Below are 13,777 nucleotides of genomic sequence, written 5' to 3' on the forward strand. Positions count from 1 at the left end.
CCGAAAAGTGACGTCGGCAATTGGGCCGGTTGCAGACTGACGGCTCTCCGACTGGAAGGCCGACAAAGCGGCCCTTCAGTCTGAAGGGCCGCATCAATTATATCTCCGTGCGCTCAGCGAGAAGCAGCGCGTCTTCAATATCGACGCCGAGATACCTGACCGTGTTTTCGATTTTGGTGTGCCCGAGCAGAATCTGGATCGCTCGAAGATTGCCGGTGGCCTTGTAGATCATTGATGCCTTCGTTCGACGCATCGAATGCGTGCCGTACTCTTCGCGTCTAAGCCCGATTGCGGTCACCCACTCATCGACTAAGCGAGCGTATTGCCTAGTGCTGAGATGTCCGAGATTATTGACCCGGCTTGGAAAGACATAGTCGTCAATCGAACCACCGCGTCGTTCCAGCCATGCCAGGAGGCTGGATCGGACGTCTGCAGTCAGCTCGAATTGGACGGGGCGTCCGGTCTTTTGCTGGATGACGATGGCCCGAGTTCTGATCTCGGCACCCGAAACCAGGTCGCCGATCTTAACCTTGACCAAGTCGCAGCCTCGCAGTTTGCTGTCGATTGCGAGGTCGAACAGCGCGCGATCGCGAAGCCGTCCTTCGCGTTCGAGGAAAAAGCGAACAGCCCAAATTTGCTTTTGGGTCAGCGGACGTTTGGTGCCGACCATTCGTCCGGCGTTCCACGCAGGGCGTCCCTGCATTGCCGGGTCATATCGTGAATATCCCATCGTCATTCTCCACGGCCTTTATGGCCAAGGAGAAGTGAATCGGGCGCTCCATGAAGATGAACTTAGTCTCGATCCATCAGTCGATAGCCGACACCTGGTTCGTTGATCAGTAAATGGGGGCGAGCGGGGTCGGCTTCCAACTTCTGCCGTAGGTTGCGCACTACGATGCGGAGGTAGTCGATGTGATCTTCGTGTGCCGGACCCCAGACGGTGCGGAGCAACTGGCGGTGCCCAATTACACGATCGGGGCGTTTCGCCAATTCGGCAAGGACATCGTACTCCTTCGGTGACAGGTGAACCTCTTCGCCTGCGCGACGGACGCGGCGGCGGTCGAGATCGATTTCAACGTCGCCAGCGGTGATTTGCGTTTGCCCGGAGGCGCCGGCCGCATGATGGCGAAGCGCAGCGCGAACGCGAGCCAGGAGTTCCTCGGTATCAAATGGCTTGGTCAAATAGTCGTCGGCGCCAAGATCGAGCGCGGCTACCTTTTCGCCAGTATCCTCGCGGGCTGACACGACGATGACGGACGCCTTTCCACGAAATAACTGGATCAGTTCCAAACCATCCCGATCCGGCAGACCCAAGTCGAGGAGCACAACCGCCGGCTTATCAATGTCTGCGATCGACAGCGCTTCACGCGCCGTCGCCGCTTCGCCCGCTGCATAGCCCGCTCGCTCGATCGCCACGCGGAGCAGACGGCGGATGTGCGCGTCGTCCTCGACGATCAGGATTTTGGGCTGTGCGGCCATGCCTCCTGTTACGGCCGGGGCGCGATCCGGTCGAGCGCAAGGTTGAGAGCGAGCACGTTCACGCGTGGCTCGCCGATGAAGCCCAACAGCGGATAGGCGGTGTTGTCCGCCACTAGTGCCTTCACCTTGTCCGACGCGACCCCGCGCGCCTTCGCGACGCGCGCCGCCTGGAACAAAGCCGCCTCGGGGCTGAGATCGGGATCGAGCCCCGAGGCGGAGGCCGTCACCAGGTCGGCGGGAACGTTATTACCTGGGGCGGAGGCTTTGGCTGCGGCGAGGTCGGTCTTGACGCGATCTACCAGCGCCTGGCTGGTCGGGCCGAGGTTTGACCCTGACGAGGCGGTGGCGTCGTAACCGTTCTTGCCGGCGGCGGAGGGGCGGCCGTGGAAATAGGCGTCGCTTGCGAAGGCCTGACCGATCAGCGCCGAGCCGATGACGTTGCCCTTGGCTTCCTTGATTAGGCTACCATTTGCGGCGGCCGGCGCAATGATCTGGCCGATACCGGTAATAGCAGCGGGATAAACGAGCCCGAGCAGCGCGGCGAACAGCAGCGTCAGCACGAGAGCTGGGCGCAACGATGAAGTGAGGTCCTTGAACATATCGATTGTCCTCAGGCGAGGTGAAGGCTGACGACGGCGAGGTCGATCAGCTTGATGCCGACGAACGGCGCGATCAGGCCGCCAAGCCCGTAAACGGCGAGGTTCCGTGCGAGCAGCGGGCCCGCACCGATCGCGCGATACTTCACGCCCTTCAGCGCGAGCGGGACGAGGCACGGGATGATCAGCGCGTTGAAGATGATCGCCGACAGGATCGCGCTTTGCGGGCTGGCGAGGCCCATGATGTTGAGCACGCCGAGACCCGGGTAGAGCGCGACGAACATCGCAGGGATGATCGCGAAATATTTCGCCACGTCGTTGGCGATCGAGAATGTCGTGAGCGCGCCCCGCGTCATCAGCAGTTGCTTGCCGAGTCCGACCACCTCGATTAGCTTGGTCGGGTCGCTGTCGAGATCGACCATGTTGCCGGCTTCGCGCGCAGCCTGCGTGCCGGTGTTCATCGCGACGCCGACATCCGCCTGCGCGAGTGCGGGCGCATCGTTGGTGCCGTCGCCACACATCGCGACCAGCTTGCCGCCCTGCTGTTCCTTGCGGATCAGCTCCAGCTTGTCCTCCGGCGTCGCCTCGGCAAGGAAGTCATCGACCCCGGCTTCGGCAGCGATGGCGGCGGCGGTCAGGGGGTTGTCGCCGGTAATCATCACCGTGCGGATGCCCATCCGGCGCAGTTCGGCGAACCGTTCGCGGACGCCAGCCTTGACCACGTCCTTGAGCGCCACCGCGCCGAGCAACCGGTCGTCTCGGACGACCGCGAGCGGAGTCTTGCCACCTCGTGCGATGTCGTCGGTGATCTTCTTGAGTTCAGCGGCACCGGGGGCGTCGGTGGCCAGCGACTTCAGGATCGAGTCCACTGCACCCTTCAACACCGCCACGCCGCCGACCTTGACGCCTGACGCGCGCGTCTGGGCTGTGAACGGAATGACCTCGGCATCGCTGGGCAAGGTCGCAGCGGCGGCGAACTTGTCGCGCGCCAGCACAACGATCGATCGGCCCTCGGGCGTCTCGTCGGCCAGACTGGCAAGCATCGCCGCGTCGGCCAACGCCTTGACCTCGATACCCGTAACCGGGCGGAACTCGCTCGCCTGGCGGTCGCCGATCGTGATCGTGCCGGTCTTGTCTAGCAGCAAGGTATCGACATCGCCCGCCGCCTCGACAGCGCGGCCCGACTTGGCGAGCACGTTGAAACGGATCAGGCGATCCATGCCCGCAATGCCGATCGCCGACAGCAGCGCCGCGATCGTGGTCGGGATGAGCGTGATCAGCAGCGCCGCTAGAATCGCGACCGGCACGCTGCCGCCAGCATAGCTCGCGAACCCGGGGATCGTGCCGACCGCAATAAGGAAAATGATCGTCAGGCCGACCAGCAGGATGGTCAGCGCGATTTCGTTCGGCGTCTTCTGCCGCTCAGCCCCTTCGACCAACGCAATCATGCGGTCGAGGAAGCCCTGCCCCGGCTCCTGCGTGACGCGAACCTTGATGCGGTCGGAAATGACGCGGGTGCCCGCCGTCACGGCGGAGCGGTCGCCACCCGCCTCGCGGATCACCGGAGCGCTTTCGCCGGTGATCGCGGCTTCGTTGACCGACGCGACACCCTCGACGACTTCGCCGTCGGCCGGGATCAAGTCGCCGGTCTCGACCAGCAAAATCTCGCCCTTCGCAAGCCGCCACGCCTCGATCATGCCCCAGGTATCGCCGACGCCGGTCAAGCGCTTGGCCTGGAGTTCCGACTTGGTCGCCCGCAGGCTTGCCGCCTGCGCCCGCCCGCGCCCCTCGGCCAGCGCCTCGGCGAACGTGCCGAACAGCACCGTCAGCCACAGCCAGACGATGAGCTGGAACTGGAACCCGATCCCAAGCTTCTCGCCGCCGATCGCCAGCAGCACGGTCAGCAGCAAGGCGATCACCGCCGTCGTGAACAGCACCGGGTTCTTGATCAGCTGACGCGGGTCGAGTTTCTTGAAGGCGTCGCCGATCGCCGGGACGATCAACTCGCCCGAGAACATTGAGGTCGTGGTCATGTCGATGTCCTCAGAAAAGCTGGCCGTTGATCATCGCGAGATGATCGGCGATCGGACCGAGCGCGAGGCTGGGAAGGAAAGTCAGACCGCCGAGGATCAGGATGATCCCGACCAGCAGACCGATCCAAAGACCGCCCGTGGTCGGGAACGATCCCGCACCGGCTGGCGTGTGTTTCTTGGCCGCTAGGCTGCCGGCGATGGCGAGCACGGGGACGATCACGAAGAACCGCCCGACCCACATCGCAACCGCTAGCAGGCCGTTATACCAGGGTGTTCCGGCAGTCAGGCCAGCGAAAGCGGACCCGTTGTTCGCGGTGGCAGACGCGAAGGCATAGAGCATTTCGCTGAACCCATGCGGCCCCTTGTTGAGCGGCCCGGCGAGCCCGTCCGGCATCACGGCGCTCAATGCTGTGAAGCCTAGGATCGATAGCGGCAGCACCGCGATCGCCAGCACCGCGAGCTTGACCTCGCGCGCCTCGATCTTCTTGCCGACATATTCGGGCGTGCGGCCGACCATCAGCCCGGCGACGAACACCGCGAGGATCGCGAACAGCAGGAAGCCGTAGATACCCGCACCGACACCGCCGATCACCACTTCGCCAAGCTGCATGTTGAACAGCGGAACCAGCCCGCCGAGCGCGGTCATGCTGTCGTGCATCGCGTTGACCGCGCCGCACGACGCAGCCGTTGTGACCGCGGCAAACAAGGCGCTGGCAGCCGTGCCGAAGCGAACTTCCTTGCCCTCCATGTTCGCGCCGGCGAGGCCTATATTGTGGAGCACCGGGTTGCCAGCAGCTTCCTGCCAATAGGCGACCGTCGTGCCGGCGAGGAACAGGATCGTCATCGCGCCGAGAATTGCCCAACCCTGGCGCGTATCCCCGACCGCCTTGCCGAACGTGTAGGTCAGCCCGACACCGATCGCGAAGATCGACAGCATCTGGACCAGATTGGTCAGCGCGGTCGGGTTCTCGAACGGATGCGCCGAGTTGGCGTTGAAGAAGCCGCCGCCGTTGGTGCCGAGCATCTTGATCGCCTCCTGGCTCGCGACGGGACCCAGCGCGATCGTCTGTTTCGCGCCTTCGAGCGTGGTCGCGTCGACCGACATGGCGAAGGTCTGCGGCACGCCGCTGATCACGAAATACAGCGCGTAGACGACGCAGATCGGCAGCAGGACGTAGAGCGTGACTCGAGTCATGTCGGCCCAGAAATTGCCGACGCCCTTCGCCTCGTGTCGCGAGAAACCACGAAACAGCGCAAAGGCGATCGCAATGCCCGTTGCGGCACTCAGGAAATTGTGGATCGTCAGCGCGAGCATCTGACCGAGGTTCGAGACCGTCGCCTCACCAACATACCACTGCCAGTTGGTGTTGGTGACGAAGCTGATCGCGGTGTTCATCGCGCCATCGGCGCCAAGGCCCGGCAGACTTCGCTGATTGAGCGGTAGCCAGCCCTGCGCGCGCAGGATGATATAAGTAAAGATCGCGGTGACGAGTTGGAACACCAGCATGTGCACCGCGTAACGCCGCCAGCTCTGATCGGCCTCCGGATCGATTCCGGACAGCTTGTAGAACCCGCGCTCGACCGGCCCGAGCACGACATGGAGCGGCGTCTGGCGTCCCTCGTAGAGCGAGAACAGCCATAACCCAACGGGCTTTGCGAGCGCCGCCAGAAAGGCGATGAAGAGAGCGATCAACGCCCAGCCTTGCCAGGTCATCAGAACTTCTCCGGCCGCACGAGCACGGCAATGAGGTAGAGGAGGAGGCCGAACGCGGTGACGCCCGCTAGTGCGAGGTGAAGCGTCATGCGTTGTCGCACAGCCGCACGAAGGCGAGCGTCGCGAGGAACAGGCCGCCAAGAATGGCAAGCCAGGTGATGTCGGGCATGGGAAGCCTCCGAATGGGTCGGCAGGCGAGATAGGCGCGATGGGCATTAAGGTTCGCGGGCGAATCCGGGGCATTCGCATTAAGAAGCCATAAGGAACGCCGCCGCAGGGCTTTTCACGCGCGCGCGGCAGTGCCTAGGTAACGGCCATGACGGATACCCGGCCCTCCCCCGATGCGCTGCTTCGCGCCGCGAAGGCGGAGTCGCGCGGGCGGCTCAAGATCTTTCTCGGCGCCGCCCCCGGCGTCGGCAAGACGTTCGAGATGCTGCAGGAGGGCGCCGAGCGGCGGCGCGCGGGCACCGAAGTTGTCATCGCGGTGGTCGAGACGCACGGTCGTACAGAGACCGAGACGCTACTTGCGCCGCTCGAGGTGATGACGCGCCGGACGATCGACTATCAGGGGCATACGCTCGAAGAGATGGATATCGACGCGGTCCTCGACCGGCGGCCGCAACTCGCGCTGGTCGACGAGTTCGCGCATACGAACGCGCCGGGCAGTCGCCATCCAAAGCGATGGCAGGACGTCATGGAACTGCTCGACGCCGGGATCGACGTCTACACCACGCTCAACGTTCAGCACGTCGAGAGCCTCAATGACGTCGTGGCGAGTTTCACTCGCGTCCGCGTGCGGGAGACGGTGCCCGACAGCGTGTTCGATGGCGCAGAAGTCGAAGTTGTCGATCTACCCCCCGACGAGCTGATCGAGCGCCTAAAGGCAGGAAAAGTCTATATCCCCGCGGAAGCAACGCGGGCACTCGATCGTTTTTTCTCCAAGGCAAACCTGACAGCGCTACGTGAGATGGCGTTGCGTCATGCGGCGATGAGCGTTGATAGAGCGCTGACCGATCACCTCGATGCGCAGGCCGTAACCGGCACCTACGCGGGGGGCGAACGCGTCCTGGTCGCCGTGAGCGAATTACCCGGCGCTGACAACCTCGTTCGCACGGCCAAACGCCTCGCCGACGCGCTGCGCGCGCCATGGCAAGCGGTCTTCATCGAAACCCCGCGCGCGGCCGGGTTCGGAGAGGAGCAACGACGGCAAGTCGCCGATACGCTCGGCCTCGCGGCGAGTTTGGGCGCGACAATCGCGACTGTTCCCGCCGAGAACGTCACCGCCGGTCTGCGCGAGCAGATCACCGAGGCCAGAATCACGCAACTCGTCATCGGCAAATCGAGCCGCAATTGGTGGTTCGCGTTACGTCACGGTTCGGTGGTCGAAGCGATGCTCGCGGTGAGCGAAGGCTTGGCGGTTCACGTCATTCCGGCGGGCGAGGCGCCGCCTCGCGTCCGCACCGCAGTATCGCAAAGCGACTGGAGTTTGGCGTTGTATGGTCTCGCCGTGATCGCTTTGGTCGGTGCGACGACCGGGCTGGCGCATCTAGCCGAGCCATGGATCGGGGTCGGCGGCATTGACCTTATCTACCTCCTGCCGGTGATCGTGGCGTCTGGGCGGTTGGGACTGTGGCCGGGCGTCGCGACCGGCGTGCTTTCGGGCTTAGCCTATAACTTCTTCTTCCTGCCCCCCATCTACACGTTCACGATCGCCGAGCCCGAAAGCGTGCTAACGATGTTCGTCCTGATCGGCATCGCGGTGCTGACTGCCAACCTGACCGGTCGACTCAAGATTCGCGCGACGATCGGCGCCCGCAGTGCACAGGAGAACGCAGCAGTAGCCGGTTTCGGCCAGGCACTTGCGCGCGCGTCGCATTGGCAGGCGACCAGCCAGACCATCGCGACCGAGTTTTCCCGGCTGCTCGGCGTGACCACAGTCGTGCTCGATCAGCAGGACGGAGAGTTGGTGCCGATCGCCGCGGCGCCGGGCGAGGCACCGATACTCGGTACCGTTGATCGCGCTGCCGCCGACTGGGCATGGAGCAAGGCCGAACCTGCCGGTGTTGGCACTGCGACGCTGATCTCTGCCGACTGGCAGTTTCAGCCGTTAGTGACATCGCTCGGCACGTTGGGAGTTGTTGGTCTGCTGGCTGACGATGGCGGCGATCCGGTCGGCGCGGGACGAGCGGTGCTGCTCACAACGATCCTCGGCCAAGCTGCCTTGGCGCAGGAACGGCTGAAACTCGAGGACCAACTCCGCGACGTGTCGGTATTGCGCGAGCGCGACCGATTACGCGCCGCACTGCTGTCATCGATCGGCCATGATTTGCGGACGCCGCTGACCTCGGTGGCTGCTTCGATCGACGCCTTAGCTCAACGGCATCCTGACGCCGAAGCGATACCAATGGCGCGCGCTGATATCGCGCGGCTGCGACGGTTCCTCGACAATCTGCTCGATATGGTGCGCATCGACACCGGCGCGCTTCGCGTCTCGCCCGAGCCCGTCGATCTTACTGACGCTGTCGCGAGCGCGGTTCACGACCTCAAAGATCTACTGCGCGGCAATGACATCGATCTGCGCGTGCCGGCTAACCTGCCGCTTGTGCAAGCGGATCCGGTGCTCCTGCATCACATCCTGATTAACCTGCTGGCCAACGCAGCGATACATGGCGGTGCCGGGCCAATCGAGATTGTCGGGGAGCGCACGCCCGAAACCGTGACACTATCGATCTGCGACGACGGGCCAGGTTTAGAGCCCGGAGCCGAGCGACGCGTGTTCGAGACTTTCGCGCAAGGAGCCGGCAGCGATCGCCTCGGCGGCAGCGGGTTAGGACTCGCCATCGCAAAGGGCTTTGCCGATGCGATGGACGTTTCAATTGCCGCTTCTAACGCGATCGGAAAAGGGGCCAGGTTCAGCCTGGTTTTTCACCCGAAGAACTAGAGTTTCGAACGGCAGCTTTTGCGATCGATGCCATCAACGCTGAACGACGATAGTGGGGCGCAACATGGACGCGCCGGTCAAATATGCATGGGAGCCCGTCTGCGAATAATGGAGTCGAGCGACCACGCACCACCGCCACGCGCGATCAGCGGCAATAGGATCGCTGCCCAACTCAAATGCGTCGGCCATGCGTCGGGATAGACGAATATCTCGATTGTCAGCGTCATCATGAATAAAGCGGCCGCCGACACCCGCGTCGCGAGGCCCAGCACGAGTAAGGTAGAGAAGATGTGTTCCGAATAGGTCGCAGCGACCGCGGCGACGTCCGACGGGATAAGCGGCAGCGCGTACTCGGTGCGGAACAGTTCGTAGGTGCCGTCGGTGATATGCAGCACGCCGTCGACCTTCGTCCGGCCCGACATGAGGAACACCGCCGCGATCCCGAGACGGGCAACCAGCAAAAGCAATGCGTCGGGAATGAGAGACGAAAACGAACCGGTCGCGCGGTCATACGCCCGAATGATCGAGGTCATGGCATAAAGCTCCGAATAAAGCGGCCGAGCGCATCTTGCGGCCCGGCCGTAGTAGGCATCACGCCTTGGGCGTCAGCGACCCGTTGCCCTTGGGCGTCTTGGTCGACGTGCACGTGCCGGCCTTGACCAGCTTCCACGCGTTGCCCTGGTAGTTGACCTTGGACGTGCCCGCGCAGCTCGTGCCGGCGCCGGCCTTGCAATCATTTTTGCCGGCTAGCGCGACACCGTAGCATTTTTCCATCGCGGGCTTGGTCTGGGCGGAAGCTGGCGCGGCGATCGCTGCGCCGGCGACGGCAAGAGCGAGGGTGGCAGCCAGCGTGGCGTGAGTCGAACGCATAAGGTCATCCTTCGATAGGTAACGCCTCCCGAGGCGCGCGGCCCGTCAAGGGACAGCCGGGCCGCGCAGTGACCGGGAAGGAGGCGGAAAAGCCCGGTCACGATGCCAGTTCGCCGCTCGTTTGCGGCCGGTTACACGCAGCCGCGCAAAAGATTCACGGCGGGAGACGGCGTGACGTGTAACCTTTATGCTGTCTGCCACGAACCAGCTTGCAGGGAGCGCGAATGCGAGCGAGCGAGGACGAATTGCGCGGATTGATGATAAGCGGGCTCGACGGCAACGCCGTCGATCACGCCGCGCTGTTGCGCTTGCTCGTCCCCTTGTTGCGCGGCTTCTATCGCCGCCGCGCCAACGGTTCGGCCGACGATATCGAGGACCTTGTCCAGGAAACGCTGATCGCGGTGCATACGCGGCGATCGACCTATGACCGCGACCGCATTTTCACCGCCTGGCTGTTCGCCATCGCGCGCTACAAGATGATCGACCATTTCCGCCGGGTTCGCCGGCTCCAGCCGATCGAGGATCTGGAAGACACGTTGGTCGCGGACGATTTCGAAGAGGCGTCGAGCGCGCGAATGGATATCGACGAATTACTCGAAACCCTCCCAGCCAAGCAGGCGCGGATGATCCGCGCGACGCGGATCGACGGGCTGAGCATCGCCGAAGCCGCCGCCGCTGACGGACTTGGGGAATCCGACGTGAAGATATCGGTCCATCGTGGCTTGAAATCGCTGATTGCACGCATTCAGGGAGGCGATCGATGAAAACCGATGATCTAATCGCATCCTTGTCGAGCAACGTTCCTCCGGTGCGCCGCAATGCTGTGGGTCGCCGATTGACCATCGGACTGGCGCTCGGAGCGTTGGTCTCGCTGTTCTATGTCGTCGTGATGATGGGCGTGAGGCCCGACATCATGGTGGCAATGCATGGTTTCCCGTTCTGGATGAAATGGGGATACACAATCTCGCTTGCTGTCGCGGCGACGATCATGACGGCGCAACTCGCGCGACCCGACACTCGCCATTTGCGCTGGCTGTGGCTGATGGCGATCCCCGTGTTGTTGCTCGCCAGCGTGGGCGGGATGGAGCTAATCCGTACCCCGCAAAGCGAATGGCTGGCGATGTGGCTGGGAGACAGCTGGACAGTATGTCCGTGGCGCGTGCTCGCGCTGGCGATGCCGATCTTCGTCGGATTGCTCTGGTCGTTCCGCCGGCTCGCCCCGACGCGGTTGCGCGCCGCCGGCGCGGCGGCCGGACTCACCGCCGGCGCGTTCGCCGCCACGGTCTATTGCGTGCATTGCCCCGAAGTATCGGCGATCTTCGTGCTGACGTGGTATTCGCTCGGCATCTTGCTGGCGACGTCGGTCGGCGCGTTGATCGGGCCGCGCCTGATGCAATGGTAATTTTTCGAGAAGGTGTAACCGCCCCTCGACCTGCCCCGAACTGGAGGAGCCAATCAGGCTCAACAAGTTTCGGGAGATTATCCATGACCATCCTTCGCACCGGCGTCAGCTTCGCCGCCGCCGCCGCCGTCGTCGCCATCACCGCCGCCGCACCGACCGCCGCGGTCGCCAAAGGCGCTGCCAAGGTCCACTGCTACGGCGTCAACACGTGCAAGGGCACGTCGGACTGCAAGTCCGGCAATCACGATTGCAAGGGCATGAACGACTGCAAGGGCCAAGGCTTCAAGGCGATGACCGCCAAGGCCTGCAAGTCGGCCGGCGGCAGCCTGACCGCGCCGAATTGACCTTCACCGGTTCGGCGGCCGCGTGGCCGCCGGACCGGCTTTTTTTCGAGAGACGCCACGATGACGATCCCCTTTTCCGGCTACGGCCTGGGTTTGCGCAAACCGCATTATCGCGATTTCCTGGAGCACCGGGTCGCGGTCGATTTCGTCGAGGTCATCTCAGAGAATTTCATGGTCGATGGCGGCAAGCCACGCCAGATCCTGCGCGACGTCCGCGCGATGTATCCGGTCGCGCTGCACGGCGTGTCGATGTCGATCGGGTCGGCCGATGGCGTGGACGGAGCTTATCTCGCGCGACTGCGCGCGCTGGTCGATGAGATCGATCCGCTGTTCGTTTCCGACCATCTGAGCTGGACCCGGATCGAAGGGTTCAGCTCGCACGATCTGCTGCCGCTTCCCTACACGAACGACGCGCTCGATGTGGTTTGCGCCAACATCGGCCGCGCGCAGGAAGCGCTCGGCCGGACGATGCTGATCGAGAATCCGTCCACCTATATCGACTTCGCGCCCACCGACATGACCGAATGGGCATTCCTCGACGCGATGTGCGCGCGGACCGGGTGCGGGCTGCTGCTCGACGTCAACAACGTCTATGTCAGCGCCTGCAATCACGGGTTCGACCCGATCGCTTATCTCGACGGTGTCCCCCATGACCGCGTCCGGCAAATCCATCTGGCGGGGCACAGCCAAGGCAAGGAAATGCTGATCGACACCCACGATCGGCCGGTCCCCACGAGCGTGTGGGACCTATACGCTTACGTGCTGCCGAGGCTCGGACCAGTCGCCACGATGATCGAGCGCGACGACGACATACCCGAACTCCACGAATTGCTCGCCGAACTCGCCCAGGCGCGCCGGATCGGCGGCCAAATCGGGCGGTTGGCGGCATGAGCCTGATCGAATTGCAGCGCGATATTCGCGCCTGGCTGATCAAGGAAGACCAGTGGGCGGCGCAGCGCATCGGTCCCGACGCGGCACCAGGGCTGCGCATCTATCAGAACAATTATCGCGCGCAGCTCATCGCCTGTCTGGACGAGAGCTTCGCCCATACGCGCGACTGGCTCGGTCACGACGTATTTCACCAGGCGATGGCCGCGCATATCGACCGCGTGCCGCCGAGTAGTTGGACGCTTGATGCTTACACACGCGACGTGCCCGAAACGCTCGCCGCGATGTATCCGCACGACCCGGAAATTGCCGAACTGGCATGGCTCGACCGCGCGCTGGGCGACGCGTTTGTTGGCGCAGATGCGCAGCCGCTATCGACGACGGTTTTGAGCGAGGTCGATTGGGATCGTGCCGTTCTGCATTTCGGGCCGACGCTTGACCTTATCGACGCGACTACCAATGCCGCTGCGATCTGGGCTGCGCTCGCCGCCGGTGAGGTGCCGCCAGCGGTCGAACTATTGTCCGAACCCGGCGCGCTGCTCGTTTGGCGGCATGACCTGGTTTCGCGCTTCCGCATGATCGACGGGGACGAGCAGCAAGCGATCCTCCTTGCCCGCTCCGGCGTGTCCTTTGCCGAATTATGTACGTCACTCGTCGCAGCCCATGGCGAAACGGACGGCGTCGCAATGGCCGGCGCACTGCTCGGTCGCTGGCTGGCCGACGGATTGATCACCGACATCACCGAAGGAGACGAAACATGCGCCTCACCGCAATCCTGATCGGCCTGGGTCTCGCCGCGACACCCGCGTTCGCCGCCGACCCTGCGCATCCCGTCGTCGTCGAGCTGTACCAAAGCCAGGGCTGTTCGTCGTGCCCGCCGGCCGACGCGGTGGTCAACGCACTTGCCGATCGGGCGGACGTCCTCGCGCTCAGCTTCGCGGTTACCTATTGGGATCAATTGGGGTGGAAGGACACCTTCGCCAGTCCGGCGTTCACGAAGCGCCAGTGGGACTATGCCAAGGCCGGCGGACGCGGCAATGTCGGTACGCCGCAAGTGGTCGTCAACGGTCGCGGCGTCGTCACCGGCAACAGCCGCGCCGACGTCGACACCGCGATCCGCCGGTTCGACCGTGGCACGGCGGGCCCGAGCATCGACAGCGACCGCCGCACCGTCGCGATTAGCGCGGCCAAGGGTTCGGCGACTGTATGGCTGGTAAGTTACGATCCCCGCACCGTCGCCGTCCCGATCCGCGCCGGCGAAAATGGCGGGCGGACAATCCCCCACCGCAACATCGTCCGGCGACTTGTGCGCTTGGGGCAATGGAACGGCACGCAGGCGCGCTATTCGCTGCCGGCACTACAATCGGGCCTCGCGACCGCTGTATTGATGCAAGCCGGGACTGGCGGGCCGATCATCGCTGCCCGTAAGCTCTGACATTCGCGATTTGGTTGCGACGAGCCGTCCGCTTTCGGGATCGCCACGGGCAGGTTATAGCGGCGCCGTTGGAGC

The 13,777-nt window shown here is 63.8% G+C and carries 15 protein-coding genes; 7 read left to right on the top strand and 8 right to left on the bottom strand.

Going from position 1 to position 13,777, the window contains the following annotated elements; genetic code table 11:
• Positions 1 to 97: 97 nt before the first annotated feature.
• The 6 genes from FPZ24_RS11790 to FPZ24_RS11815 all read right to left on the bottom strand — a co-directional run bounded on the left by FPZ24_RS11790 (position 98) and on the right by FPZ24_RS11815 (position 5,911).
• The gene (locus tag FPZ24_RS11790; protein WP_146574457.1) at positions 98 to 730 is read right to left on the bottom strand and encodes a tyrosine-type recombinase/integrase; all 633 of its coding nucleotides are present in this window, start codon (positions 728 to 730) and stop codon (positions 98 to 100) included.
• Between the two features lie 62 nt (positions 731 to 792).
• On the bottom strand, positions 793 to 1,479 hold the full coding sequence (locus FPZ24_RS11795; RefSeq protein WP_146572218.1) for a response regulator: 687 nt from the start codon (positions 1,477 to 1,479) through the stop codon (positions 793 to 795).
• Positions 1,480 to 1,487: 8 nt separating this feature from the next.
• Complete coding sequence (gene kdpC / locus FPZ24_RS11800; protein ID WP_146572220.1) at positions 1,488 to 2,078, bottom strand: potassium-transporting ATPase subunit KdpC; 591 nt, start codon at positions 2,076 to 2,078, stop codon at positions 1,488 to 1,490.
• Positions 2,079 to 2,089: 11 nt separating this feature from the next.
• Positions 2,090 to 4,093 carry a potassium-transporting ATPase subunit KdpB gene (gene kdpB / locus FPZ24_RS11805; RefSeq protein WP_146574459.1) on the bottom strand — a complete coding sequence of 668 codons (2,004 nt, stop codon included), beginning with the start codon at positions 4,091 to 4,093 and terminating at the stop codon, positions 2,090 to 2,092.
• Between the two features lie 25 nt (positions 4,094 to 4,118).
• On the bottom strand, positions 4,119 to 5,822 hold the full coding sequence (kdpA, locus tag FPZ24_RS11810) for a potassium-transporting ATPase subunit KdpA (protein WP_146572222.1): 1,704 nt from the start codon (positions 5,820 to 5,822) through the stop codon (positions 4,119 to 4,121).
• Positions 5,822 to 5,911: a potassium-transporting ATPase subunit F gene (locus FPZ24_RS11815; protein WP_146572225.1), complete on the bottom strand. Its 90-nt coding sequence runs from the start codon at positions 5,909 to 5,911 to the stop codon at positions 5,822 to 5,824. Before FPZ24_RS11815 ends, kdpA begins: the two co-directional genes overlap by 1 nt.
• 227 nt (positions 5,912 to 6,138) lie before the next feature.
• Here FPZ24_RS11815 and FPZ24_RS11820 point away from each other — a divergent pair, with 227 nt between their 5' ends.
• A complete protein-coding gene (locus FPZ24_RS11820; protein WP_146572227.1) occupies positions 6,139 to 8,763 on the top strand; it encodes a sensor histidine kinase in 2,625 nt (874 codons plus the stop codon).
• Between the two features lie 77 nt (positions 8,764 to 8,840).
• On the opposite strand, the gene FPZ24_RS11825 is transcribed toward FPZ24_RS11820, so the two are convergent.
• Complete coding sequence (locus FPZ24_RS11825; RefSeq protein ID WP_146572229.1) at positions 8,841 to 9,296, bottom strand: DoxX family protein; 456 nt, start codon at positions 9,294 to 9,296, stop codon at positions 8,841 to 8,843.
• 58 nt (positions 9,297 to 9,354) lie between these two features.
• Entirely contained in the window at positions 9,355 to 9,633 is a 279-nt protein-coding gene (locus tag FPZ24_RS11830) for a BufA1 family periplasmic bufferin-type metallophore (protein ID WP_146572231.1), read from the bottom strand.
• 224 nt (positions 9,634 to 9,857) lie between these two features.
• On the opposite strand from FPZ24_RS11830, the gene FPZ24_RS11835 reads away from it, so the two are divergent.
• The 6 genes from FPZ24_RS11835 to FPZ24_RS11860 all read left to right on the top strand — a co-directional run bounded on the left by FPZ24_RS11835 (position 9,858) and on the right by FPZ24_RS11860 (position 13,702).
• Positions 9,858 to 10,397 carry a sigma-70 family RNA polymerase sigma factor gene (locus FPZ24_RS11835; protein ID WP_146572233.1) on the top strand — a complete coding sequence of 180 codons (540 nt, stop codon included), beginning with the start codon at positions 9,858 to 9,860 and terminating at the stop codon, positions 10,395 to 10,397.
• Positions 10,394 to 11,035, top strand: coding sequence for a DUF1109 domain-containing protein (locus tag FPZ24_RS11840; RefSeq protein ID WP_146572235.1), 642 nt, complete (start codon positions 10,394 to 10,396; stop codon positions 11,033 to 11,035). The genes FPZ24_RS11835 and FPZ24_RS11840 overlap by 4 nt, the downstream gene beginning before the upstream one ends.
• 83 nt (positions 11,036 to 11,118) lie before the next feature.
• Positions 11,119 to 11,379: a BufA2 family periplasmic bufferin-type metallophore gene (gene bufA2 / locus FPZ24_RS11845; RefSeq protein WP_146572237.1), complete on the top strand. Its 261-nt coding sequence runs from the start codon at positions 11,119 to 11,121 to the stop codon at positions 11,377 to 11,379.
• Between the two features lie 60 nt (positions 11,380 to 11,439).
• Positions 11,440 to 12,270 (top strand): MNIO family bufferin maturase, encoded by an 831-nt coding sequence (gene bufB, locus FPZ24_RS11850; RefSeq protein WP_146572239.1) that lies wholly within the window; start codon positions 11,440 to 11,442, stop codon positions 12,268 to 12,270.
• A complete protein-coding gene (locus tag FPZ24_RS11855; protein WP_146572242.1) occupies positions 12,267 to 13,046 on the top strand; it encodes an HvfC/BufC N-terminal domain-containing protein in 780 nt (259 codons plus the stop codon). The genes bufB and FPZ24_RS11855 overlap by 4 nt, the downstream gene beginning before the upstream one ends.
• Positions 13,025 to 13,702 (top strand): DUF1223 domain-containing protein, encoded by a 678-nt coding sequence (locus FPZ24_RS11860; RefSeq protein ID WP_146572244.1) that lies wholly within the window; start codon positions 13,025 to 13,027, stop codon positions 13,700 to 13,702. The genes FPZ24_RS11855 and FPZ24_RS11860 overlap by 22 nt, the downstream gene beginning before the upstream one ends.
• Positions 13,703 to 13,777: the final 75 nt, after the last annotated feature.

The sequence above is a fragment of the Sphingomonas panacisoli genome, from assembly GCF_007859635.1.
In the GTDB taxonomy this organism is placed as follows: domain Bacteria; phylum Pseudomonadota; class Alphaproteobacteria; order Sphingomonadales; family Sphingomonadaceae; genus Sphingomonas; species Sphingomonas panacisoli.